Source organism: Paraburkholderia xenovorans, from assembly GCF_046030735.1.
Lineage (GTDB): Bacteria > Pseudomonadota > Gammaproteobacteria > Burkholderiales > Burkholderiaceae > Paraburkholderia > Paraburkholderia xenovorans_A.
The window spans coordinates 16402-42218 of the sequence record NZ_JAQQBV010000006.1 but is presented as its reverse complement, the minus strand read 5'-3'; the positions used below and the strand labels follow the sequence as shown (position 1 = coordinate 42218).

The 25817-nt window shown below is 60.5% G+C and carries 21 protein-coding genes and 1 tRNA gene; 5 read left to right on the top strand and 17 right to left on the bottom strand.

Going from position 1 to position 25817, the window contains the following annotated elements; genetic code table 11:
* Positions 1-16: 16 nt before the first annotated feature.
* The 10 genes from pstB to PQQ51_RS07515 all read right to left on the bottom strand — a co-directional run bounded on the left by pstB (position 17) and on the right by PQQ51_RS07515 (position 12234).
* A complete protein-coding gene (gene pstB / locus PQQ51_RS07560; protein WP_408496152.1) occupies positions 17-865 on the bottom strand; it encodes a phosphate ABC transporter ATP-binding protein PstB in 849 nt (282 codons plus the stop codon).
* 17 nt (positions 866-882) lie between these two features.
* Positions 883-1779 (bottom strand): phosphate ABC transporter permease PstA, encoded by an 897-nt coding sequence (gene pstA, locus PQQ51_RS07555; protein ID WP_408496151.1) that lies wholly within the window; start codon positions 1777-1779, stop codon positions 883-885.
* Positions 1776-2777, bottom strand: coding sequence for a phosphate ABC transporter permease PstC (pstC, locus tag PQQ51_RS07550; RefSeq protein WP_408496150.1), 1002 nt, complete (start codon positions 2775-2777; stop codon positions 1776-1778). The genes pstA and pstC overlap by 4 nt, the downstream gene beginning before the upstream one ends.
* 180 nt (positions 2778-2957) lie before the next feature.
* Entirely contained in the window at positions 2958-3989 is a 1032-nt protein-coding gene (gene pstS / locus PQQ51_RS07545; RefSeq protein WP_408496149.1) for a phosphate ABC transporter substrate-binding protein PstS, read from the bottom strand.
* A gap of 331 nt (positions 3990-4320) precedes the next feature.
* Positions 4321-5391 (bottom strand): phage tail sheath family protein, encoded by a 1071-nt coding sequence (locus PQQ51_RS07540; protein ID WP_408496148.1) that lies wholly within the window; start codon positions 5389-5391, stop codon positions 4321-4323.
* A 269-nt stretch (positions 5392-5660) separates the two neighbouring features.
* Positions 5661-6731, bottom strand: a complete 1071-nt coding sequence (locus PQQ51_RS07535) for a phage tail sheath family protein (RefSeq protein ID WP_408496147.1) — start codon at positions 6729-6731, stop codon at positions 5661-5663.
* A gap of 382 nt (positions 6732-7113) precedes the next feature.
* A complete protein-coding gene (gene glmM, locus PQQ51_RS07530) occupies positions 7114-8472 on the bottom strand; it encodes a phosphoglucosamine mutase (RefSeq protein ID WP_408496146.1) in 1359 nt (452 codons plus the stop codon).
* Positions 8473-8499: 27 nt separating this feature from the next.
* A complete protein-coding gene (gene folP / locus PQQ51_RS07525) occupies positions 8500-9411 on the bottom strand; it encodes a dihydropteroate synthase (RefSeq protein WP_408496145.1) in 912 nt (303 codons plus the stop codon).
* A gap of 81 nt (positions 9412-9492) precedes the next feature.
* Entirely contained in the window at positions 9493-11382 is a 1890-nt protein-coding gene (gene ftsH, locus PQQ51_RS07520) for an ATP-dependent zinc metalloprotease FtsH (protein ID WP_408496143.1), read from the bottom strand.
* 189 nt (positions 11383-11571) lie between these two features.
* Positions 11572-12234, bottom strand: coding sequence for an RlmE family RNA methyltransferase (locus tag PQQ51_RS07515; RefSeq protein WP_408496341.1), 663 nt, complete (start codon positions 12232-12234; stop codon positions 11572-11574).
* Positions 12235-12418: 184 nt separating this feature from the next.
* Here PQQ51_RS07515 and PQQ51_RS07510 point away from each other — a divergent pair, with 184 nt between their 5' ends.
* Positions 12419-12949, top strand: a complete 531-nt coding sequence (locus PQQ51_RS07510; protein WP_408496141.1) for a YhbY family RNA-binding protein — start codon at positions 12419-12421, stop codon at positions 12947-12949.
* A gap of 165 nt (positions 12950-13114) precedes the next feature.
* Here PQQ51_RS07510 and PQQ51_RS07505 read toward each other — a convergent pair whose 3' ends face one another.
* From PQQ51_RS07505 to gloB, 7 genes are all read right to left on the bottom strand, one after another.
* A complete protein-coding gene (locus tag PQQ51_RS07505; RefSeq protein ID WP_408496340.1) occupies positions 13115-13621 on the bottom strand; it encodes a DUF4149 domain-containing protein in 507 nt (168 codons plus the stop codon).
* Between the two features lie 20 nt (positions 13622-13641).
* Positions 13642-14118 (bottom strand): transcription elongation factor GreA, encoded by a 477-nt coding sequence (greA, locus tag PQQ51_RS07500; RefSeq protein WP_408496139.1) that lies wholly within the window; start codon positions 14116-14118, stop codon positions 13642-13644.
* 152 nt (positions 14119-14270) lie between these two features.
* Positions 14271-17525, bottom strand: coding sequence for a carbamoyl-phosphate synthase large subunit (gene carB / locus PQQ51_RS07495; RefSeq protein WP_408496138.1), 3255 nt, complete (start codon positions 17523-17525; stop codon positions 14271-14273).
* Positions 17526-17701: 176 nt separating this feature from the next.
* Positions 17702-18856: a glutamine-hydrolyzing carbamoyl-phosphate synthase small subunit gene (carA, locus tag PQQ51_RS07490; protein ID WP_408496136.1), complete on the bottom strand. Its 1155-nt coding sequence runs from the start codon at positions 18854-18856 to the stop codon at positions 17702-17704.
* A 430-nt stretch (positions 18857-19286) separates the two neighbouring features.
* Positions 19287-20528, bottom strand: a complete 1242-nt coding sequence (locus PQQ51_RS07485) for an MFS transporter (RefSeq protein ID WP_408496339.1) — start codon at positions 20526-20528, stop codon at positions 19287-19289.
* A gap of 221 nt (positions 20529-20749) precedes the next feature.
* The gene (locus PQQ51_RS07480; protein ID WP_408496134.1) at positions 20750-22447 is read right to left on the bottom strand and encodes a transglycosylase SLT domain-containing protein; all 1698 of its coding nucleotides are present in this window, start codon (positions 22445-22447) and stop codon (positions 20750-20752) included.
* 157 nt (positions 22448-22604) lie between these two features.
* On the bottom strand, positions 22605-23396 hold the full coding sequence (gene gloB / locus PQQ51_RS07475; protein WP_408496132.1) for a hydroxyacylglutathione hydrolase: 792 nt from the start codon (positions 23394-23396) through the stop codon (positions 22605-22607).
* A gap of 19 nt (positions 23397-23415) precedes the next feature.
* Here gloB and PQQ51_RS07470 point away from each other — a divergent pair, with 19 nt between their 5' ends.
* From PQQ51_RS07470 to PQQ51_RS07455, 4 genes are all read left to right on the top strand, one after another.
* Positions 23416-24282, top strand: a complete 867-nt coding sequence (locus PQQ51_RS07470) for a class I SAM-dependent methyltransferase (RefSeq protein WP_408496130.1) — start codon at positions 23416-23418, stop codon at positions 24280-24282.
* On the top strand, positions 24279-24725 hold the full coding sequence (gene rnhA / locus PQQ51_RS07465; RefSeq protein ID WP_408496128.1) for a ribonuclease HI: 447 nt from the start codon (positions 24279-24281) through the stop codon (positions 24723-24725). The genes PQQ51_RS07470 and rnhA overlap by 4 nt, the downstream gene beginning before the upstream one ends.
* Before the next feature lie 80 nt (positions 24726-24805).
* Positions 24806-25552, top strand: a complete 747-nt coding sequence (gene dnaQ, locus PQQ51_RS07460; protein WP_408496126.1) for a DNA polymerase III subunit epsilon — start codon at positions 24806-24808, stop codon at positions 25550-25552.
* Between the two features lie 48 nt (positions 25553-25600).
* Positions 25601-25675 (top strand) — tRNA-Val (locus PQQ51_RS07455).
* Positions 25676-25817: the final 142 nt, after the last annotated feature.

Sequence of the window (25817 nt, the reverse complement as noted above, 5' to 3'; positions counted from 1 at the left end):
TATTGTGCTCGTCGGCTCAGCCGAAGCGACCGGTGATGTAGTCTTCGGTTTCCTTGCGGACCGGCTTGATGAAGATCTTTTCCGTGTCGCCGAATTCGATCAGCTCACCAAGGTACATGTAGGCAGTGTAGTCCGAACAGCGAGCCGCCTGTTGCATGTTGTGCGTGACGATCACCACCGTGTAGTCGCTCTTCAGTTCGGCGATCAGTTCTTCGATACGGCCGGTGGAAATCGGGTCGAGCGCGGAGCACGGTTCGTCGAGCAGCAGCACTTCCGGGCGGATCGCGATACCGCGCGCGATACACAAACGTTGCTGCTGGCCGCCGGACAAACCATAGCCGCTCTGACCCAGCTTGTCCTTCACTTCGTTCCACAGCGCGGCCTTGGTCAGCGCCCATTCCACGCGGTCGTCCATTTCCGAGCGCGGCAGCGTTTCGAACATCTTCACGCCGAACGCGATGTTGTCGTAGATCGACATCGGAAACGGCGTCGGCTTCTGGAACACCATGCCGATCCGCGCGCGCAGCAGCGAAATATCGCGCTTGGACGTCAGCAGATTTTCGCCGTCCATCAGGATCTCGCCTTCCGCGCGTTGTTCCGGATAGAGCGCGTACATCTTGTTGAGCGTGCGCAGCAACGTGGACTTGCCGCAACCCGACGGGCCGATGAACGCGGTCACCTTGCCTTCGGGAATCGCCAGATTGATGTTCTTCAGCGCGTGATACTTGCCGTAGAAGAAGTTCAGATCGTTGATCTCGATCTTCGGACGCGAAGGCGCATGCGCCTGGCCGTTCGGCGCGGGTTCGAAACCAGCGGGCGCAGCGGAACGCGCGATCGGATTGATTTGGGTTTCTGCCATGTTCATCGGATTACACTCCGCCCTTACTTGTTCGAAAAGATCGTGCGCGCGAGGATGTTCAATCCCAGCACCGCGAGCGTGATCAGGAAGACGCCGGCCCACGCGAGCGATTGCCACTGCGCAAACGGGCTCATCGCGAACTTGTAGATCGTGACCGGCAGGTTCGCGACCGGCTGGTTCATGTCCATCGAGAAGAACTGATTCGACAACGCCGTGAACAGCAGCGGCGCGGTTTCGCCGGCAATCCGCGCGACGCCCAGCAGCACGCCGGTGATGATCCCCGCAATCGATGCCTTCAGCGTGATCGACAACACCATCTTCCACTTCGGCGTGCCGAGTGCGAACGCCGCTTCACGCAGCGCGTTAGGCACCAGCTTCAGCATGTTTTCGGTAGTGCGGATCACGATCGGAATCTGCAGCAGCGCGAGCGCGAAGATGCCGGCCCAGCCGCTGAAGTGACCCATCTTTGCGACCACAAGCGCATACACGAACAGACCCACGACGATCGACGGCGCCGACAACAGGATGTCGTTGATAAAGCGCGTGACGCTCGCGAGCCAGCCCTTCTGCCCGTATTCGGCGAGATAGACGCCCGCCAGAATGCCGATCGGCGTGCCGACGAACGTGGCAAGCCCAACCATCATCAGACTGCCCACGATCGCATTGGCGAGACCGCCGCCATCGGTGTTCGGCGGCGGCGTCGATTGCGTGAACAACTCGATCGACAAACCGCCGATGCCCAGACGCAGCGTCGTATAGAGAATCCACACGAGCCACAGCAGACCGAACGCCATCGCGGCGAGCGACATCGTCAGCGCGATCGCGTTCTTCAGCCGACGGCGCCCTTGCAGACGCACGCGCATCGCTTCGAGTGCGGCGACGTCGTTCGAGCCCGGCATATTCAGTGTGGACTGGTTCATTTCGCGCCCTCCCCTTTCTCGAGGCGAAGCAGCATGATCTTCGAAATCGCCAGCACGATGAAGGTAATCACAAACAGGATCAAACCCAGCTCCATCAGCGCCGACGTATGCAGGCCCGGATCGGCTTCCGCGAATTCGTTGGCGAGTGCCGACGTAATGCTGTTGCCCGGCGAAAACAGCGACACGTTATCGAGCAGATTGGTATTGCCGATCACGAAGGTCACCGCCATCGTCTCGCCGAGCGCGCGGCCGAGGCCGAGCATCACACCGCCGATCACGCCACTCTTCGTAAAGGGCAGCACGATCTTCCACATCACCTCCCACGTCGTGCAGCCGATGCCGTACGCGGATTCCTTCAGCAGAACCGGCGTGACTTCGAATACGTCGCGCATCACCGATGCGATGTACGGAATGATCATGATCGCGAGAATCACGCCTGCACACAGGATACCGATGCCGATCGGCGCGCCCTGGAACAATGCGCCCACAACCGGAATGCCGCCGAGCACGATGCCGAGCGGCTTTTCGAAATACGTCGCGAAGATCGGCGCGAACACCAGCAGACCCCACATGCCGTACACGATCGACGGAATCGCTGCCAGCAGTTCGATCGCGATGCCGAGCGGCCGGCGCAGCCACGCGGGCGCGAGTTCGGTCAGGAAAAGCGCGATGCCGAAGCTGACAGGCACCGCAATGACGAGCGCAATGATCGACGTAGCGATCGTGCCGTAGATCGGCACCAACGCGCCGAATTGCTTGCTGGGTGGATCCCAGTCGGCGGTCCACAGGAAGCTGAAGCCGAATTGCTTGATCGACGGCCACGACGCGACGATCAGCGAAACGATGATGCCGCCGAGCAGCAGCAACGTGATGATGGCGGCGAGGATCGCAAGACCGCCGAAGACGACGTCGCCGGCGCGGCTGGGCGCTTTCTGCTGCGACGTGCCGCCGGGCGGAGTCGATCTGCTCGAGCCTGACGCTAGTTGGATATCGGACATGAGAGCCTGATGGACCTGTTTCCAGTTGCCGCACGACGTGTGTCGCGCGGCGGGAATGCGGGGGTAATGCCTGAGTAATGCTTGAGCAATGCCTACGTAATGCTTTGCTGCGGGTAATGCGATTGGCCGTCCTCACACGAGGACGGCCAATGTGTTACGCGATGCGGTGTACGGACAAGCTTACTCGGCGATTGCCTTGCCCGAACCGTCCTTCACCTTCGACTTCCACTGCGTGCGGATTTCCGCCGTCACCGATTCCGGCAACGAGATGTAGTCCAGATCGTTTGCAGCTTGCGTGCCGTTCTTGAATGCCCAGTCGAAGAACTTCAGCGTTTCCGTGCCTTGCGCCGGCTTGTCCTGCGCCGTGTGCAGCAGCACGAAGGTTGCGCCGACGACCGGCCATGCGTCCTTGCCCGGCTCGTTCGTGAGGATCTGGTAGAACGACTTCGACCAGTCCGCGCCCGCTGCCGCTGCCTTGAACGTTTCCGTCTTCGGCTCGACCACGGCGCCCGTCGAGTTCTTCAGCGACGTGTACGTCATGTGGTTCTGCTTCGCGTACGCCCATTCCACGTAGCCGATTGCGCCCGGCAGACGTTGCACGAAGGCTGCGACGCCGTCGTTGCCCTTGCCGCCCGTACCCGTCGGCCAGTTGACCGTTGCGCCTTCACCGACCTTCGACTTCCAGTCGGCGTTGACCTTCGACAGATAGTTCGTCCAGATGAAGCTGGTGCCCGAACCGTCGGCGCGGCGAACCACGGCGATGTCGGTATCCGGCAGCTTGACCTTCGAATTCAGTGCGGCGATTGCCGGGTCGTTCCACTTCTTGATCTTGCCCAGGTAGATGTCGCCGAGCACTTCGCCCGACAGCGTCAGTTCACCCGCCTTCACGCCCGGCACGTTGACCACCGGCACCACGCCGCCGACCACCGTCGGGAACTGGAACAGACCTGCCTTCGCGAGTTCGTCGTCCTTCAGCGGCGCGTCCGAGCCGGCGAAATCGACCGTCTTCGCTTCGATCTGCTTGATACCGCCCGACGAGCCGATACCTTGATAGTTGACCTTGCCGCCGCCGGACTTCTGATACGCATCGGCCCACTTCGTGTAGATCGGTGCTGCGAAGGTGCTGCCCGCGCCGGTGATGTCTGCGGCTTGCGCTGTGATCACGAAAAGCGCGCCAGCGACGCCAGCGAACACGGTTTGCATCAATTTCATGAGACCTCCAAGGGGTGTGAGCGGTGTTAGCGGATAACAGGAACACCGCGAAGCTTAGGGTCTCTTTGTGACAGTAACGTGACTAACCGTGAAACGGATGTGACAAAGGGATTACGGGGTGAAAGGCGTGGAGGGAAGGGAAAAACGCGGGCTCAACCACGTTTGCGCGCCGTTCGTAAGACTAGCGCGGAAAAATGTCGGCGTGGGGAGGTGGGAAGAACGCGAGGGTGTACGCGGCAGGTCGCGCTGCGTGCGGGTCATCCTACTCTACCCATGACCGGAGCAGGACGGACCGCGAGCAAACGGGTTCAAGCGCGAACTGACAGTGGGATCAGGTTTGATTCACGGCCGACGTGAACTTGAGGAAAATAAACTCTGCAGGACGAACAGCCGCCATCCCCACCTTGGCAATCAGCTTCCCCGCATCGATGTCAGCTTGGGTCATGGTGTCCGTGCCGATGTCGACGAAATACGCTTCTGCTTCTGTTTTGCCGACCAACGCCCCACGTTGCCACAAGCCATATAGATAGTTGCTAATCGCGGCTCCGACCTTTGCCCATGTGGGCTGATAATTTGGTTGGGTAACCCAGCTATTCATGGCGGCCTGAATATCTTTCTGTGCACTATTGAAGAGACGGCGCACAGAAATATATTGCCAGTAAGCATCTGAACCTTGTAGCGTTCGCGCTCCCCACACGACAGCTCCGCGTGAATCAAGATTACGGATCATGTTGATCGCCAATCCGGTGTTGAAATGGCTTTGAAGATCGTCGCTGACTAAAAACTCAGGCTGCACGCCCCCTTTTAACGCGACATTGGCCGGCGCTTTCCACACGCCTCGAGTCCGGTCGGTGGAACAATATACGCCCGCGATTGCACCGCTCGGCGGAACAGGGTCTGTGGACCAACTTGTCAAAATCCACGGGTAATAGACCGCCGCATCGGGATTGGCGGTGTACGAAGTGCTGGGGTCGTAAGTCGAGGTAATTTGTGTTTGAGGTCCATCGAGAATGGCGAATAGACCGCTTCCGTCAACGCACAGCGTACGCACCGCTTTGGATATGTCCAAACCGGAGGCCACGAGCAAGGTAATATCAGCGAAATCTGGAACTTGTGTCGCCATGGAAGCGACGGCCACTACGTAACAAGGGCCGCCACCATTTTCGAAGTATGACCGGAGCACCTTGTCTTCAAGATAATCAAGCTTAGTTTTGTCGCCCTTCTTATTGAGCCAATCCAGCCATGAATAAATTCTGGTGGCTGTGTCAAATAAATCTTTCGTATTGCTGTCGGCGCCTCCGACCGCAAAAATGGGAACACAGGTAGCTGCCGAATTGACAGAAATGACAGCCCCGTCCTGCTCCGAAATATAAACACCCGGATATGTAGGCACTGCAGACATAATCCCCCCTTCCCTCGACGATGCGTCACCGTAAAAGATAGAAAAAATCCCCCAGGCCAACAATATTCACATGGTAATTTTTAAAAATTGCGCAAAGCTTCGGGCTTCGATAACCAGCCAGTTTCCATTCAATCGTAGCAAAGACTAAACTGGCTGACGTAGCCTTATAGCCGCGCGACGAACAAATAAAATTTTTTTCGACTGCGGAAGAAATAAAAGAGGACATTGTCTATTAAAGGTCAAAATCGGCTTCGGTAAGCAGACGAAGCTCAGGCGCCCGCCACATCCTGAGTGAACTCCAGAATAACAAACTCCGCTGGGCGAACCGCTGCCATACCTACCCTGACGATCATTTTTCCTAGGGCAACATCATCTGCAGACATCGTAGTTCCCTCGCCGATGTCGACAAAATAAGCTTGTGCTTCGGTTGCGCCGACCAGCGCGCCCCGCCGCCACAACTGATGCAGATAATTGCCAATGGCGCTTCTTACTTTTTCCCATGTAGGCGCATTGTTAGGTTCAAAGACCATAGGTCGCAGTGCTGTCTTAATGTCTTTTTCCGCACTATTGAACAAACGCCGCACGCAGATATATCGCCAGTTGTCAGAATCATCCAGTGTCCGGGCTCCCCAAACGGCCGGTCCGCGCGAATCAAGAGCGCGAATCATGTTAATCGCCATTCCTGAGTTGAATTGACCTTGCAGATCGTCAGTAACCGAATACTTCAGGACAGCCCCGCCCTGTATTGCGACATTCGCAGGCGATTTCCAGACGCCTCGAGTTCGATCCGTAGAACAATATATTCCGGCGATTGCACCGCTAGGCGGAATGTCTTTATTTGCCCAGCTGAGATTGAACCAAGGATAATATACCGCAGCATAAGGATTGGCCGCGAACGAATCGCCTGGATTATAAGCTGAAGTTATTTCGGTTTCTGGTCCATCGAGAATAGCGAAAAGACTATTCCCGTCCTGGCACAACGTGGCGACTTGCGTCGAGATGTCCTGTCCCGCGCTTGCGATCAGCGTAATATCATCGTACAGGGGAACTTGTTCCGCCAAGGTGGTGACGCTTACGACATAGCAAGGGCCTCCGCCATTCGCAAAATAAAGGTTGATCACCCCATCTTCCACATAAGTCAAGTTGTTTTTATTGCCTTTTTTGTTCAACCAGTCGGCCCATGAGTAAATTTTAGTTGCGATATTAAATAATCCTTCGGTATTAGGGCTCGTGTTATTGAGCGCAAAAATCGGAACAGCGGTCGCCACCGGATAAACCGAAAGGTTAACCCCGTCAGCCTCGGTAACATAAACACCCGGATAGGACACGTCAGTAGACATAAAATCCTCAATAGTTAGCATCAAGATTAAAAATACGTCATGCTTTGCCGACACATATAAAAATATCGATGAAACTTCACAAGTTTATCGTACAACCTACACGACGAACAAATCCAGCGAGTCTTCTTTTAATATCAGATCAATGGCGACCAATCCAGAATACATCGCAAAAAAATTCAATTCTTCCACCTGCAGAGAAATAACGTGGCGTATTGCTTCAAAAATGACGTCCTAAATAACCATCTTCGATTAAGAATAGGGTTATTAAAGGGTCGATTTACGGAAGTTTCCAGACAGGCGTCTGCGTCACGCAAAGGCGCAAGGAAGGGATCGTGCGTCGTCAGCGAGGTTACCGTCGACGCACCGCAGCCCGGGATGATGATTAAGCAGTAGCCTGCTTCACAGCCTCTGCGATCGATTCGGCATGCCGCACCGCATCATCGGCGTTCTCCGCCTCGACCATCACACGCAGTACCGGTTCAGTGCCGGACGCGCGAATCAGCACGCGGCCACGACCCTTCAAAGCCTGCTCGGCCTTGACGATCGCGCTGCGAATCAGGTCGCTGCCCTTCCAGTCGGCGTCCGGCTGCATGCGCACGTTGATCAGCTTCTGCGGGAACAGCGTGACGCCGTGCAGCAGGTCCGCCAGCGTCTTTTCGCTGCGTTTCATCGCGGCCAGCACCAGCAGCGCGGACACAATGCCGTCGCCCGTCGAATGACGATCCAGCGACAGAATGTGGCCGGAGCCTTCAGCACCCAATTGCCAGCCATGTTCGCGCAACTGCTCGAGCACATAACGGTCGCCGACCGCGGCGCGCACGAATTTCACACCGGCTTCCTGCAACGCGACTTCGACTGCCATGTTGGTCATCAGCGTGCCGACCGCGCCTTCCACCTTGTTGTCGGTGGCGATACGGTCCTTGACCAGCACATACAGCAGCTCGTCGCCGTTATACAGACGACCCGCCGCGTCGACGATCTGCAGACGGTCGGCGTCGCCGTCGAGCGCAATGCCGAGATCGGCGTGGTTCGCGCGAACCGCGCGCACCAGCGCGTCCGGCGCGGTGGCGCCGACGCCGTCGTTGATATTGAAGCCATTCGGCGCGACGCCGATCGGGATCACATCGGCACCGAGTTCGTGGAATACGTGCGGCGCGACGTCGTACGCGGCGCCATGCGCGCAGTCGACCACGAGCTTGAGCCCGCGCAGGTCGAACGCCGCCGGGAACGTGCTCTTGCAGAACTCGATGTAGCGGCCGGCGGCGTCGTCCAGACGCTTGGCTTTGCCGAGTTGTTCGGATGCCGCACAGGCGAGCGGCTGTTCCAGTTGCTCTTCGATCAGCGACTCGACTTCATCTGGCAGCTTGTTGCCGTCGGCGGAGAAAAACTTGATGCCGTTGTCGTAGTACGGATTGTGCGACGCGCTGATCACGACGCCCGCCGCGAGCCGCAGTGCACGCGTCAGATACGCGATGCCCGGCGTCGGCATCGGGCCGGCCAGCATTACGTCGACACCTGCCGCGGAGAAGCCCGCCTCGAGCGCGGCTTCAAGCATGTAACCCGACACCCGCGTGTCCTTGCCGATCAGCACCGTGGGCCGCGCCCCGGTTTTCGCCCAGCGGTCTGCGCCCGCCAGCACCTTGCCGGCGGCATAGCCGAGCCGCAAAACAAACTCCGGCGTGATCGGCCCTTCGCCGACTTTGCCTCGAATCCCATCCGTACCGAAATAACGACGTGCCATCTTTTATATTCCTCCTTGGCTTGGGGTTCAGCCACGCGCGCGGCTGTGATTCGCCGCGTCGCGCATCGCTGCCCATACTTTCAATGCATCCACTGTTTGCGCGACATCGTGTACGCGCAAAATCGCGGCGCCCCGTTCGGCCGCGCATACCGCCGCGGCAAGACTGCCCGCAATGCGCTCCGCTGCCGGGCGCCCCACCACGGCTCCCACCATCGACTTGCGCGACATGCCGGCCAGAATCGGATACGGCGGTTCGGCTCGCGGCGCGGTATCCGGCAGATGGGCGAGCAATGCGTAGTTATGCTCGACCACCGCCTTGCCGAAGCCGAAACCCGGGTCCACGCTGATCCGGGCACGAGCGATGCCCGCCTGCTTCAGCGCCGCCACACGCGCTTCGAGAAAGTCCCGAACTTCGCTCACTACATCATCATAGGCGGGCTCGCCGACTTGCATGGTCTGCGGCTCACCGAGCATATGCATCACACATAGACCACATTCGCTGTCGCGTACGGCGTCGATGGCGCCAAGCATCCGGAAACCCCAGATGTCGTTGATCAGGTCCGCTCCGGCTGCCAATGCATGACGCATTACTTCCGGCTTGTACGTATCGATCGAGAGCGGCACATTCGCGCCGAGCAATTGTTCGACGAGCGGGATCACGCGTTCGAGCTCTTCGTCGAGCGGCACAGGAGGCGCGCCGGGCCGCGTCGACTCGCCACCGATATCGATAATGTCCGCGCCGTCGAGCAGCATGCGCTCGGCCTGGCGCAGCGCGTCGCCGCGCATCGCGTATTGGCCACCGTCGGAGAAGGAATCAGGCGTGACGTTCAGGATGCCCATGACCAACGGGCGTTCAAAGCTTAGCTTGAAGCGGCCGCATTGAAGCGGTTCAGGAAGGGGAAGAGAGGGAGATTCGGCTGTCGGCACTTGACGGGACATTCAGGGACATTCGGAAAAACAGATAAATGCAAAACGGGCCGGTGTGATTCACACCGGCCCGCACTTTCTACTGATCGCCTATCAGGCCGGCGCTGTCGCGCTGCCTGGCTTGACCTCGGTACCCGGGCTGCCACCCGACGAGGCATCGCTTGCCGAAGGCGGCGAGCTCTTCGGCGAACGCGGCGCACGGCCTGCCATGATGTCGTTGATCTGATCGGCGTCGATCGTTTCCCACTCCATCAGCGCGGCGGTCATCGCTTCGACCTTGTCGCGGTTCTCGTCCAGCAGACGCTTCGCGAGGTTGTATTGCTCGTCCAGCACACGACGGATTTCCGCGTCGACCTTCTGTTGCGTCGCTTCCGAAATGGTCCGCGTGAAACCGCGGCCGAACGGCGTAGCGTCGTTTTCGTCGTCGACGTAAACCATCGGTCCGAGTGCGTCGGTCATGCCGAAACGGGCGACCATCGCGCGGGCCGTCGCCGTTGCCTTGTTGAAGTCGTCCGATGCGCCCGTGCTGATCAGGTTCAGGAACAATTCTTCAGCGACACGGCCACCGAACAGGATCGCGAGGCGGTCCAGCAGGTAGTCCTTCGAATACGTTTCGTTGTCATGCTCGGGCAATTGCCACGTGACGCCCAACGCACGGCCGCGCGGAATGATCGTGACCTTGTGCACCGGATCGGCCTTCGGCAACAGCTTGGCGATCACCGCATGACCCGACTCGTGATATGCGGTAGCCCGCTTGGACTCTTCGCGGATCACGGCCGACTTGCGCTCCGGGCCCATAAAGATCTTGTCCTTAGCGTCTTCGAAATCGTTCATTTCGACGATGCGTTTGCCGCGACGCGCTGCGAACAGCGCTGCTTCGTTCACGAGATTCGCCAGATCGGCGCCCGAGAAGCCCGGCGTGCCGCGTGCAATAACCGCTGCGTCGACGTCGTTCGAAATCGGCACCTTGCGCAGGTGAACTTTCATGATGTGTTCGCGACCGCGGATATCCGGCAGACCCACGTACACCTGACGGTCGAAGCGGCCCGGACGCAGCAGCGCCTTGTCCAGCACGTCCGAACGGTTCGTTGCGGCGATCACGATCACACCCGAGTTCGCTTCGAAACCGTCCATCTCGACCAGCATCTGGTTCAGCGTCTGTTCGCGCTCGTCGTTACCGCCGCCCATGCCGGCGCCACGATGACGCCCAACCGCGTCGATTTCGTCGATGAACACGATACACGGAGCATGCTTCTTCGCCTGCTCGAACATGTCGCGCACACGCGCCGCGCCGACACCGACGAACATTTCCACGAAGTCCGAACCCGAGATGCTAAAGAACGGCACTTTCGCTTCACCGGCGATAGCACGCGCGAGCAGCGTCTTACCGGTTCCCGGCGGGCCGACCAGCAGCACGCCGCGTGGAATGCGACCACCCAGCTTCTGGAACTTCTGCGGATCGCGCAGGAAGTCGACCAGTTCGGAGACTTCTTCCTTGGCTTCGTCGCAACCTGCGACGTCGGTGAAATTGATTGCGTTGTTGTTTTCGTCGATCAGACGTGCACGGGATTTACCGAACGAGAACGCACCGCCTTTCCCGCCTCCCTGCATCTGTCGCATCATGTAGAACCAGAAGCCGATGATCAGGATCGTCGGTCCGAGGTAATACAGCGCGGATACCAGCGCATTGGGTTCGTCATCAGCCTTGCCGCTCACCTGAACGCCGTACTTCATCAGATCGCCGACCATCCAGATGTCGCCGGGCGACACGATCTGGTACTTCTGGCCGTCTGCTGGAGTGACCGTGAGGTTCCGCCCCTGGACAATGACGTTCTTGACTTTGCCGTTTTTCGCGTCGTCCATGAACTGCGAATAGGAAACGCCTTCCTGGACACGGGGCTTGTCGAACTGCTTGAACACCGTAAACAGCACCAGTGCGATAACCAGCCACACTGCTGCTTTCGAAAACATATTGTTGTTCAAAGCACCACTCCTTCACTTAGACGGGCGCCTACATTTGCCTTGCGGCACCACTAAAGCATTCTAATCCAGTCCGCGGACCCCTGCCATAAGGTTTCACTACCGCGAAAATAGCGTAGCGGGCAGTCGCGACGCCACTTTCCGGCGCCCCAACCCCTTTATCGACAGATGCCGAACCGTCTTGCAGCGCCCTTAAGCAGGACGCTTGAGATGCTTACCCAAAATAAACGTTTCCGATGACTTGTCCCGCGACGCTTTCGGCTTGCGGGCCGCCACCACCTTGAACTGACGCTTGAACTTTTCCACAATCTGGCTATAACCGCTGCCATGAAAACATTTGACTAAAAGGGCGCCATCCGACTTCAGATGATTTTGTGAGAATTCCAGCGCGAGATCGCATAAATGCTCGATTCGCGCGGCGTCCGCCACCGCCACTCCCGACAGGTTGGGCGCCATATCCGAAATTACAAGGTCGACCTGCCGTTCTCCGACAATTTCTTCGAGTTGACCCAGTACCGAGTCTTCGCGGAAATCGCCCTGGAGGAAATGAACGTCGGCGATCGGCTCCATCGGCAGCAGATCCAGCGCGATGATCGTACCGTCGATGCCGCCTTCACGCTCCGCGTCGCGTTGCGAACCCTTCGCGAGCTTGTTGCGCGCGTATTGGCTCCAACTGCCGGGCACCGAGCCGAGGTCGACGATCACCTGGCCTGGCCGGATCAGCTTGTCCTGCTCGTCGATTTCCTTCAGCTTGTAGGCCGCGCGGGCGCGATAGCCCTCGCGTTGCGCCATTTTGACGTACGGGTCGTTGATGTGATCGTGTAACCACGCTGTGTTGAACTTGTTTTTTGCCATTAAACGTTGAAACCTTGCTGCGTTATGACGCGCTTTAGGGGATAATACGCGGTTAATTCGCGCGGCCACCGCCAAAACTGGCAGTCATCCGCGATTCTGTTGTTCTGACGCGCCGCCCTGCGCTATTGCCCCGAATCTCTCGGGAATGCAGGTGCCGCCATTTTAGTCGAGTCTCCCACTTTCCATGCCCGCCCTCAAAGTCTCTTCCGACCAACGCGCCGAGTTGCGCTCCCAGGCACATGCGCTCAAACCGGTCGTGCTCGTCGGCGCCGAAGGTTTGACCGACGCCGTGCTGTCCGAGATCAAGGTCCACCTTGGCGCCCATCAACTGATCAAGATCCGCGTGTTCGGCGACGAACGCGAAGAGCGCATCGCAATCTACGAACAGATTTGCGACAAGCTGAATGCGGCGCCGATCCAGCACATCGGCAAGCTGCTGGTGATCTGGAAGCCGGAAGCCGCAACGCAACCGGCCGTGAAAACCAGGCGCGGCGAATTGCCGAGCGCCCGCGAAGCCGCTGTCGAAGCCAAACCGGGTAAAGGCCGCGCGCCGCGTGTGGTCACGGTGGTGAAGCCCAGCGAAATTCCGATGCGCAAGCCGAAGGCAAAAGCCGTGGTGGTGCGCGGCAATGAACGCGTGACGCAAGGCGGCAACATCAAGCGCGCCAAGAAGCGTCAAACCAGCGCGAAGCGCGCGCATCAGTCGTCGAAGTAAGCGGGTGACAGGAGGTGCGGGCCGTGTCCGCACCTTTGACGTGAACCTGTTTGAACATACGGCCGGACTCAACCAGCTAAGCCGTCGCCCGAACGCCTTTTCAGGCAAGCCGGCATCGCACACAGCGCAAAACCCCAGCAGCGTAAAACCCCAACGCGCAAGAAATCAGCCTGCCACTTTCCCAGTCGCGCCGCGAGCATCCTGCTCCACCGCCACAACCGCACCGGCCGGCAGCTTCCACACCAGCGCCACGCCCAACAGGCTTTCGATCAGATAGAACAGACTCGACACGCCGTGCAGAATGCCAAAGCGCGTCGCATAAGCCGAATGGCCTACGTCGCTGCCCGCTTCGAGCGCGGCCACCCGCAGTGCGTTCATGAACGGCTGCAATGCGAAATAGCCCACCAGCACACACACCAGCATCCCGACGATCAACCAGCGAAGCCGCCGATAAGCGTCACTACCGCGTCGCACCAGCACGTTGGCAAGCCCGAGCAGCAAAATACCGCACACCGCGCCTAGCAAGCCCTCGATACGAAATAGCTGCGCGGCCACCGCGCCCGCCGAAATCCGGTCGAGCGACGTGAACAGTACCGGCGCGACCGCGTAACCGATAGTCAGCAGACTACCGACCCAGACCACCGTCAGCAGACGGAACAGCCGATGCGGCATCGAGGACACCGGAGCCGCCTTCAAACGTAGCTAACCGCGATGATTTCGTACTCGCGTACGCCGCCCGGCGCCTGCACCGAAGCAACGTCGCCTTCCGACTTGCCGATCAGCGCACGCGCGATCGGCGAGCTGATGGAGATCAGACCGTGGTCGATATCCGCTTCGTCGTCGCCGACGATCTGGTATTTGACCGAGGCGCCCGAATCCAGGTCTTCAAGTTCCACCGTCGCGCCGAACACCACGCGGCCGTCGGCTTCCACCTTGGACGGGTCGATCACCTGCGCGCCGGCCAGCTTCGATTCGATCTCGGCGATACGACCTTCGACGAAACCCTGCTTTTCCTTCGCCGCGTCGTATTCCGCGTTTTCCGACAGATCGCCCTGGGCACGCGCTTCAGCGATCGAATTGATCACCGACGGACGCTCAACCGATTTCAGGCGCTGCAATTCATCGCGCAACATTTCCGCGCCGCGCTTCGTCAATGGAACAGTGCTCATAAACAACTCTATGCAAAAAACAGCCGTAAAAAAAATCACCGCGGTTAAGTGCATTCCGCGAGGGCCAGAGCGCCGGATGAAAACCCGGGGCAAGGCACCTGTGGAACGCCGCTTAACCGCGGCACTTACATCTCGGACAGGTATTCGACGCCTTAGTTTAGGCGAGCGTGGAGGCCTTGTAAATCATAGACTTCCAGGTTCTTCAAATAGCGCAAACCTTCCACGGCGGCCCGTGCACCGGACATCGTCGTGTAATACGTGACCTTGTTCGCCTGCGCGCTCATGCGGATCGAGCGTGAATCGGCGATCGCCGCACGGGTTTCGTCGACGGTCGTGAAGACCAGCGCGATTTCGCCGTTCTTGATCATATCGACAATGTGCGGACGGCCGTCCTTCACCTTGTTGACGACCTTGACCGGCACGCCGGCCGCTTCGATCGCGGCAGCCGTGCCCTTGGTCGCGACGATCGGATAGCCGAGCTCGTGCAGCATGCGCGCGACTTCGACGGCCTTCGGCTTGTCGGCGTCCATCACGGTCAGCAGCACCGTGCCCGACTCCGGCAGACGCGAACCCGCCGCGAGTTGCGACTTGAACAGCGCTTCGCCGAACGTCTGGCCCACGCCCATCACTTCGCCCGTGGAGCGCATTTCCGGTCCGAGCACCGGATCGACCGTCGGGAACTTGACGAACGGGAACACGGCTTCCTTCACGCTGAAGTACGGCGGATCGATTTCCTTCGTCACGCCTTGCTGCGCCAGCGTTTGACCGACCATCGCGCGCGCCGCGATCTTCGCGAGCGGCAGGCTGGTCGCCTTCGACACGTACGGCACCGTGCGCGACGCGCGCGGGTTCACTTCGAGCACGTAGATGACGTCCTCCTTCGAGCCATCGGCCTGCGGCACCTGCTGGATCGCGAACTGCACGTTCATCAGGCCGACCACGTTCAGCGCTTTCGCCATCGCGCCGGTCTGGCGCTTCAGCTCAGCAATGGTTTCCTTCGACAACGAATACGGCGGCAGCGAGCAGGCCGAGTCGCCCGAGTGCACGCCCGCCTGTTCGATGTGCTCCATCACGCCGCCGATGAACACGGCCTCGCCATCCGAGATGCAATCCACGTCGCATTCGATCGCGTCGTTCAGGAAGCGGTCGAGCAGCACCGGCGAATCGTTCGACACCTTCACGGCCTCGCGCATATAGCGCTCGAGGTCGCGCGGCTCGTGGACGATTTCCATTGCGCGGCCGCCCAGCACGTAGGACGGACGCACCACCAGCGGATAGCCGATTTCGTCGGCGAGCTTCAATGCTTCGTCTTCGGCGCGCGCGGTGCGGTTCGGCGGTTGACGCAAGCCGAGGTCCTGCAACAGCTTCTGGAAACGCTCGCGGTCTTCGGCGGCGTCGATCATGTCCGGCGACGTGCCGACGATCGGCACACCGTTCGCTTCGAGATCGAGCGCGAGCTTCAGCGGCGTCTGGCCGCCGTATTGCACGATCACGCCGACCGGCTTTTCCTTGTCGACGATTTCGAGCACGTCTTCGAGCGTCAGCGATTCGAAGTACAGACGGTCGGACGTGTCGTAGTCGGTCGAAACGGTTTCAGGGTTGCAGTTGACCATGATCGTTTCGTAGCCGTCTTCGCGCATCGCGAGCGCGGCGTGCACGCAGCAGTAGTCGAACTCGATGCCCTGGCCGATCCGGTTCGGGCCGCCGCCCAGCACCATGATCTTCTTGTTGTTCGTAGGGTTCGCTTCGCACTCTTCCTCGTAGGTCGAGTACAGGTATGCGGTGTTCGTTGCGAACTCGGCCGCGCAGGTATCGACGCGCTTGTACACCGGGCGCACGTTCAGCTCAATACGGCGTTGGCGCACTTCAGCCGGCTTCGCGCCGAGCAGCTTCGCGAGACGCCGGTCCGAGAAACCGCTCTGCTTCAGATACTTGAGTTCTTCTTTCGACAGGCTCGCCAGCGTACGGCCGCCCAGCGCCTTTTCCTTCAGCACGATCTGTTCGATCTGCGCGAGGAACCACGGATCGATGGAGGTTTCTTCGAAGATCTCTGCGGCTGTCATGCCGATACGGAACGCGTCGCCCACGTACCAGATGCGATCCGGACCGGCTTCGCCGATCTCGCGGATGATCTCGTCGCGGTTGTCGGTCTTTTCGTCCAGACCGTCCACGCCGACTTCGAGACCGCGCAGCGCCTTCTGGAACGACTCCTGGAACGTGCGGCCAATCGCCATCACTTCGCCGACCGACTTCATCTGCGTGGTCAGGCGCGAATCGGCTTCGCGGAATTTCTCGAACGCGAAGCGCGGGATCTTGGTGACGACGTAGTCGATCGTCGGTTCGAACGACGCCGGGGTCTGGCCGCCGGTGATTTCGTTCTTCAACTCGTCCAGCGTGTAGCCGCACGCGAGCTTGGCCGCGACCTTCGCGATCGGGAAGCCGGTAGCCTTCGAAGCCAGCGCCGACGAACGCGACACACGTGGGTTCATTTCGATCACGATCATCCGGCCGTCTTTCGGATTGATCGAGAACTGCACGTTCGAACCGCCCGTGTCCACGCCGATTTCGCGCAGCACCGCGAGCGATGCGTTACGCAGGATCTGATATTCCTTGTCGGTGAGCGTTTGCGCCGGCGCGACGGTGATCGAGTCGCCGGTGTGGATGCCCATCGGGTCGAGGTTTTCGATCGAGCACACGATGATGCAGTTGTCCGCCTTGTCGCGAACCACTTCCATCTCGTACTCTTTCCAGCCGAGCAGCGACTCTTCGATCAGCAGTTCGCGCGTGGGCGACAGGTCGAGGCCACGCTTGCAGATCTCTTCGAATTCGTCGCGGTTGTACGCGATACCGCCGCCCGAACCGCCCAGCGTGAACGACGGACGGATCACCACCGGATAGCCGCCGCTGCCCGTTTGCGTAGCGATTTCAGCTTGCACCTGCAACGCTTCTTCCATCGAATGCGCGGTGCCCGACTTGGCCGAACCGAGACCGATCTTGGTCATCGCGTCCTTGAACTTCTGGCGGTCTTCTGCCTTGTCGATCGCTTCCGGCGACGCGCCGATCAGCTCGACCTTGTACTTCTCCAGCACGCCGTGCGCGTGAAGATCCAGTGCGCAGTTCAGCGCGGTCTGGCCGCCCATCGTCGGCAGGATCGCGTCGGGGCGCTCCTTGGCGATGATGCGCTCCACCACTTCCCACGTGATCGGCTCGATGTAGGTGACGTCGGCCGTGTTCGGGTCGGTCATGATCGTCGCCGGATTGCTGTTGACGAGAATGACCTTGTAGCCTTCCTCACGCAGCGCCTTGCACGCCTGCGCGCCCGAGTAGTCGAACTCGCACGCCTGGCCGATGATGATCGGACCCGCGCCGATGATGAGGATGCTCTTGATGTCTGTCCGCTTGGGCATAACGCTCTCGCTAAATATTCCTGAATTCTTTCCGTCGGCGCGTCGCTGCTGCGTTGCGCGCGCTCTGCTCTGTGTTTGTGCGGCTCGCCGTGCTTTGCGCGGGTTGTGTCGATTGCGCCGATTGTGCCGTTTGCGTGGCGAGCCGCGCGCCGCTAAGGCGCGTCACAAGCTATTTTTTATGCCGCCGCGCTCTTGCCGGCCTTCTTCGTGTCCATCAACGCGGTGAAGCGGTCGAACAGATAGGCAATGTCGTGCGGACCGGGCGACGCTTCCGGGTGACCCTGGAAGCAGAACGCCGGTTTGTCGGTCAATGCGAAGCCTTGCAGCGTGCCGTCGAACAGCGACACGTGCGTAACCTTGGCGTTGGCCGGCAACGTGTCGGCATCGACCGCGAAGCCGTGGTTCTGCGACGTAATGACCACGCGGCCGTCGTCCAGATCCTTCACCGGATGGTTCGCGCCGTGGTGACCCGTTTTCATCTTGATCGTTTTCGCGCCGACCGCGAGGCCCATGATCTGGTGACCGAGGCAGATGCCGAAAGTCGGGATGCCGCGCTCGATCAACTCCTGGGTGGCCTTGATCGCGTAGTCGCACGGTTCCGGATCGCCCGGGCCGTTCGACAGAAAGATGCCATCAGGATTGAGCGCGAGCGCGTCAGCCGCGGAAGCTTGCGCGGGCAGCACCGTGACGTGGCAGCCGCGTTCGGCCAGCATGCGCAGGATGTTGTACTTCACGCCGTAATCGAATGCGACGACGCGGTACTTCGGTGCGTTCTGCTTGCCGTAGCCGCTTTCCAGACGCCATTCGGTCTGGGTCCACTCGTAGGTTTCCTTCGTCGACACGACCTTGGCGAGATCCATGCCCGACAAACCCGGGAACGAGCGCGCGAGTTCGATGGCCTTTGCTTCGTCGTCCGAGCCGGCGAGAATAGCGCCGTTTTGCGCGCCCTTGTCGCGCAGCACGCGGGTCAACATACGCGTATCGAGACCCGCGATCGCGACGACGCCTTCGTCCTTCAGATATTGCGGGAGCGTGCGCTCCATGCGGAAGTTCGACGCGAGAACCGGCAGATCGCGAATGATCAGGCCGGCGGCATGGACTTTCGTAGCTTCGACGTCTTCGGCGTTCACGCCGACGTTACCGATATGCGGATACGTGAGGGTCACGATCTGGCGCGCGTAGCTCGGGTCGGTCAGGATTTCCTGATAGCCGGTGATAGCGGTGTTGAACACGACTTCGCCGATCGTATGGCCTGGGGCGCCGATCGAGTAACCACGAAAGACCGTGCCGTCGGCGAGCGCGAGCAGAGCGGGAGAAAATGACGGCAACACGGGAGACTCCTTGGGGAACACCCTGTTGCCGACCTGTCTATCCGACTGCGAGCCGCAGCGAAACGCATCCGCAGGATGCGCGCGCAGACTCGCTCGCGTACTGCCGCTAACGTCGCAAGGGGCGCGATGGGTCCATTGTGTGGACGAATCGGCTGGGGTGCGGGGCGTCAGCAGCGCGCGGCGGATGAACGGTTTGGGAGAGGTAGGCGCTAGGGTGCGGGTTGATAAGCTCAAACCTTGAAATTATAGCGTGAAAGCACCCTTGCCGCCAAATCCGAGATAGCGTTCCGCCCGGGAAAAGGCTCCCCCGGACGGCGTCAAAGCCTTACTGGGCCTGACTCAGAAGGCTTTGACAGAATTTACACGGCCCTCATTCGGAGTAACAGCGGGTCGATACGGCGCCGGCCTGAAGCACCGTCGTCGGACGACTTCAACTACGCTGCCCGACGGGAGCCTGCGTCGGCTGAACGCGCGTCCGGCTGGGTAGCACGTACCAGATCGCGCTCAACACCTGCAGTGCCACGAGAATGCCCCACGCAGTCAGATGGGCGATCGCCGGATACTGACCGCCGCTGGCTGGCCAATGCGACAGCACCGCGCCGACGCCGATCTGGAAGCCGAAAATCAGCAGAAAAATGATCAGCGTGAGCGACGTGTTTACGCGGCCGGTCATCTGCGCAGGAAAATGCCGCGCCATGATCGCGTAGCTGAGAATGCCCGTGCCGCCGAACACGCCATAAGCCGCCCACAGCAGGCCGGCGGGCAGCGGCGCGCCGAACATGATCAGCAGTTGGGTAACGACGAACAGCGTCATACCGATACCGCAAAACACATACAGCGACACGCCACGTCGTTCGAGACTGCGCGCCGCCGCACCGAAACCGAGGCAGCCGGCCATCATCGCAAAGCCGAGTGTCGACACCAGCGACGCGGCTTCACGCGGCGCGAAACCCTGCACGTCGCGCAACCATGCGCCGACCCACAACGACTGCATCGCGTAAAACACACCTTGCGTAACGACGGAAAACGAGCCGATCTTCCAGAACGCGGCGCTTCTGAGGATATGCAGCGTACCTTTGAACTGCGTGCCGAGGCTCGCCTGGTGACGAGTCTCTTTTGCGTCGGGCGTGAGCGTCCAGAGCGCGGCCGACACCACCACCGTCAGCAACCCAAGGCCGACGCAGACCGCGCGCCAGCTTGCAAACCCCAGCACCCACGTCAGCGGCGAGCCGACCACCACGCCGCCGAAGCCGCCGATCGCCATCACGAGTCCGTTCATCAGCGGCAGGCGCGCCGCGTCGAAATGCTGTGCCAATGCCTTGAAAGCCGCGCCGAGACAGACCGACACCCCGACGCCGATCAGCAGACGCCCGAGCATCATCATGCCGACGCCATGCGCCGCGCCGAATATCCCTATCCCGAGCGCGGCGAACAGGATCGTGACCGCGGTCACCCGGCGCGCGCCGAAATGGTCGAGCAACACGCCGGCCGGAATTTGCGCGCCCGCAAAGCCTAGAAAGTACAGACTGGTGAGCACCCCGAGGTCGGCGGCCGACAATCCGAGGTCGTGCGTGATGAGCGGCGCAAAGCCCAGATTCACGCCGCGAAACACGTACGAAACGAAATAACCGGCGGAGAAAAGAAGGAAAACGCGAAGCTGCGTGGATGACAAAGGCGACATGGACGACATGAGAGAAAAATAAGATCCTGCGTGGCCGGGTACGAACAATAAAGGAAATTGGCCGGGTTTGCGCTGAAGGCAGGCGGAGCGCACATGAAAAACGCCGTCACCACAGGTGACGGCGCTGGAAGAAACACGGTGCGTGATCGGAGCGCAATTCATGCGCTGCCCCCGCAACGCATGTGGTCACTACCGTGAGAGCCGCTGTTGGTTTACTTACCCTTCTTCGCGCTGGCCGCGGTCTTCGGGCGGCTGTCCGCCGTGGCCTTCGACGCCTTGCCGGGCGTGGATGCCGACACCTTCGTCACCTTGCCTTTGGCGGCGGCGGAGGCAGTCGGCTTGCTGACCTTGCCCACCGGTTCGGATACTTTCACCACGGCGGCGGAGCGGCCACGACCCTTCTTTCTATCGTAGCGCGAATCGCTGCGAGTGTCCGCGACGTGGGTGCCGATCTTCTCGACGCCGCCGCCTTGCACGTCGGTCGCAATACGCTCCGGACCCGGCTCGCTCGGCATGGCCTTGCCGACCGGCACATGCAGCACGATCACCTGCCCGCGCGACACCTGATCGCGATGGGTACGATTCCACGCCTTCAATTGTCCGATTGAAACGCCGTAGCGCACCGCAATCGCCGCCATCGACTGATTGCGGCGCACGCGGATCAGCATCTTGCGAGTGTCGGGGACGTCGGGCTCCATCGCCAGCACCGCGCTTTCCGCGACGTCCGCGCTGATGTCTTCGTCGTCGTCCGAACCGCGCGGCACGACGATCGTCGAACCCGGCTTCAGACGCATGCCGACCGGAATCTTGTTCACTTCCATCAACGTATCCGCGTCGACGCCGATCTTTTGCGCGATCGCTGCCGGCGCCGAGCGCTCGGTGACCGTATAGGTGGTCCACGACGACAGCGAACCGGAGTAGGACTTCAGATTGCGCTCAAAGGCGCTCGCGTTGTCGAACGGCAGCAGGATTTGCGGCTGCGTCGCGCCGAGAATCACGGGTTTTCTGAACGAAGGGTTGAGCGAACGGAATTCGTCGAGCGACAGATTCGCGAGCTTCGCCGCCATGTCCACGTCGATGTCGTGCGACGTGGTGACGGTCACGAAATACGGGTGGTTTGGAATCGACGGCAGCGTGAGCCCGTACATCTGCGGGTTCATCACGATGTTTTTCACCGCCTGCAGCTTCGGCACGTAGTTGCGCGTTTCGTTCGGCATGCGCAGGCTGAGGTAGTCGGTGGGCAGACCCGCCGCCTCGTTGCGCGCGATCGCACGCTGCACGTTGCCCTCGCCCCAGTTGTACGCGGCGAGCGCGAGCTGCCAGTCGCCGAACATGTCATGCAGGCGCGACAGATAGTCGAGCGCGGCACTGGTGGACGCGAGCACGTCGCGGCGCTCGTCCTGCCACATGTTCTGCTTGAGGTTGTAAGTGCGGCCCGTGCCCGGCATGAACTGCCACATGCCGGCCGCCTTCGCCACCGACAACGCCTGCGGGCTATACGCGGACTCGATGAACGGCAGCAGCGCGAGCTCGGTCGGCATATGCCGTGCCTCGAGTTCCTCGACGATGTGATACAGGTATTTTTGCGAGCGCTCGGTCATGCGCTGCACGTAGTCGGGACGCTGCGCATACCAGTTGACCTGCATGTCGACGAGGTCGGTCTGCAGGTCCGGCATTTGAAAACCACGGCGAATACGGCCCCACAGATCGGCGTCAGCACTCGTCAACTGATTGACGGAACCCTGGTCGACGTTGATCGTTTCTTTGGCGGTGGCTGTCTTGCGAAGGGCGTCGGCTACTGCTTGCTGACTGGCGGGATCGGATGCGGTGGTGGAGCTGTTCGTTGTCGGTCCCTGGCTCGCGCATGCGGCAAGCGTCAGGACCAATAACGCACTAAAGATAAATCTCATGAACGTCTCGGCTTCCACAAGGGCTGGAATTTGCAGCCGATAGTACGAAACGGCAACGTTTACGTCAATCGAAAAATAGCGAAAAAAATCAAGGAAATCTAAGGCTTGGCGAATTTTTGCGATTCATCGCCTGAAGAATACCCTGATGACTGTCGGGTCACCGGAAACGGTTTTTCCATTCGCGCATCAACGTAAATGCCGTCAATCGATCCGGCACTTTTTCGTGCAGTTGCTCTTGCAGGGTTGCCTGAACGGCGGGATTGCCGGCGCGCAAAAACGGATTCACCGCGCGTTCGTGGGCGATGGTGGTGGGCAAAGTGGGCACGTGGCGCGCCCGCAGGTCGACCGCCTCGTCACGCCAGGCTTGCAGTTGGGCGTTGTCCGGCTCGCAAGCGAGCGCGAAACGGATGTTCGACAACGTGTACTCATGCGCGCAATGCACCTGAGTCGCGCCCGGCAGCGCGGCGAGCGAATCCAGCGACGCCAGCATCTGTGCAGGCGTGCCTTCGAAGAGCCGGCCGCAACCGCACGCGAACAGCGTATCGCCGCAAAACACATGGGGCGTGCCGCCCGGATCCGCGGCCTGAAAATAAGCGATGTGCCCGCGCGTATGACCCGGCACGTCGAGCACGCTGAATTCGAGCGCGGGCGCCGCAATCGTCACGCGATCGCCATTTTCGAGACGCTGCGTGAGATGCTCGATCGCTTCACCAGCGGGGCCGTACACGGGCACGGCCTGGCCGTTCAGCAGATCGGCCACCCCGCCGACGTGGTCTTGATGATGGTGCGTGAGTAAAATAGCGCTCAGCCGCCAACCGCGTTTCGCCAGATAGTCGCGAACGGGCGCGGCCTCACCCGGATCGACGACCACCGCGTGGTGCCCGTCGGAAACGACCCAGATGTAATTGTCTTCAAACGCCGGGACCGGTACGTACTCGAGCGCATTCATAGGCGACGCATTCTCAGATATGACTGATCGAGCGATTATAGACTGGCCCGCGTGGACCGATTCGCCGCCCGGCCGCTACGTGCTCGACTGGGAACAGACCCAGCTCGACCGCGTGGTGTCGGACGTGTTCGGCTACCATGCGCTGCAACTCGGCCTGCCGCAGCTCGATGCCCTGCGCGAAAACCGCATGCCGTGCCGCGGGCTGGTGCTCGACGCCGCGAGCGGTGCCAGCGCGCCGTACGCGTTTCCTCGCCAGGTGAGCGGCGCGAACGGTTTTGGCTCCGGCAAGGTGGGGCCGCAAGGGTTGTCCGCGGGCTTGCCTGCGGGCTTGCCTGCACCTGCCGGCCGCAGCGCGGTCTGGTGCGATCTGCTCGATCTGCCGTTCGAGGCGCAAAGCGTCGATCTGATCGTGATGCCGCACACGCTCGAATTCACGAGCGATCCGCACCGGCTGCTGCGCGAAGCGGAGCGCGTGCTGATGCCCGAAGGCCAGTTGATCATTCTCGGCTTCAACTCGTTGTCGCTGTGGGGCGCGCGGCAATCGGTCGGCAAGGTGACCGGCCGGCCGTTCGTGCCGTCGGCGGTCGACCTGATCGCGTTCACGCGCCTGAAAGACTGGATCAAGCTGCTCGGTTTCGACCTTGAACGCGGGCGCTTCGGCTGCTATCGTCCGCCGCTCGGCAGCGAACAATGGCTGTCCCGCTATCAATTCATGGAAGCCGCCGGCGACCGCTGGTGGCCGATTTTCGGCGCCACCTACATGATCAAGGCGATCAAGCGCGTGCGCGGCATGCGCCTCGTCGGTCCGCTGAAAGTGAAGAAACCCGTACTCGCCGCGGGCCTCGCGCCCGCCGCCACTCCGAACACACGCAATCACACCCAATGACCACCGACATCATCGACATTTACACCGACGGCGCCTGCAAGGGCAATCCCGGCCCCGGCGGCTGGGGCGCGCTGCTGCGCTTCGGCGACCAGGAAAAAGAACTGTTCGGCGGCGAAGCCAACACCACCAACAACCGGATGGAACTGATGGGCGTAATCGCCGCGCTCGAGGCGTTGAAGCGGCCATGCAAAGCGGTCGTTCATACCGACTCGCAGTACGTGCAGAAAGGCATCAGCGAGTGGATTCACGGCTGGAAGAAGAAAGGCTGGATTACGGCGGCGAAGCAACCCGTGAAGAATGCGGATCTGTGGAAAAGGCTCGACGCACTCGTCGCGCAGCACCAACTCGAATGGCGCTGGGTGCGCGGCCATAACGGCCATCCGGAAAACGAGCGCGCGGATCAACTGGCCAATCGCGGCGTCGCTTCGCTCGCCGAAATGTGATGCGCGGCATTCCGAGCGCCATCACAGTCGCGCAAGCGCCTTTCTTCTTCGCTGACAATTTCTGAGCAGGCTAATCCGACATGCGTCAACTCATCCTCGATACCGAAACCACCGGCCTGAATGCCCGCACCGGCGACCGGATTCTCGAACTCGGTTGCGTCGAAATGGTGAACCGCCGGCTGACGGGCAACAACCTGCACTTCTATATCAATCCGGAACGCGACAGCGATCCGGGCGCGCTCGCGGTGCACGGACTCACCACCGAATTCCTGCGCGACAAGCCGAAGTTCGCGGAGATCGCCGATCAATTCCGCGACTTCATTCAGGACGCGGAATTGATCATCCACAACGCACCATTCGACATCGGCTTTCTCGATGCCGAATTCGCGTTGCTAGGGCTACCGCCGGTCAGCACGTACTGCGGCGAGATCATCGATACGCTCGCGCGCGCCAAGCAGATGTTCCCGGGCAAGCGCAATTCGCTCGACGCGTTGTGCGATCGCTTCGGCGTCAGCAACGCGCACCGTACGCTGCACGGCGCGCTGCTCGACTCGGAGTTGCTCGCCGAAGTCTATCTGGCGATGACGCGCGGCCAGGAAAGCCTCGTCATCGATATGCTCGGCGACTCGCACGGCGGCGGCGATACCCACGCGCCGCGCGTGTCGCTCGATTCGCTTGAACTGATCGTGATCTCCGCCAGCGCGGACGAGCTCGTCGAGCACCAGAGCGTACTCGACGGTCTCGACAAGGCGATCAAAGGCACCAGCGTTTGGCGTCTCGAACCGGTACCGGCAGCAGCACCAGCGGCGGATGAGCAAACCGCTTAAAAAGGACTAGACGAGTCGAAAAATCCCTGACATAATTCGGCTCTCTTCGGGTGGTTAGCTCAGCGGTAGAGCACTGCCTTCACACGGCAGGGGTCACAGGTTCAATCCCTGTACCACCCACCAGTACATCAGTAACGCGTTAATCGCAGTTGCTTTAAAAAACCCCGGATCCGAAAGGATTGCGGGGTTTTTTATTGCCCACGTTTGATCGCACCGCCCTGCTCTGTTGCAAGTGGCCGAAGCACGCAGATAATCCCTGATCGAT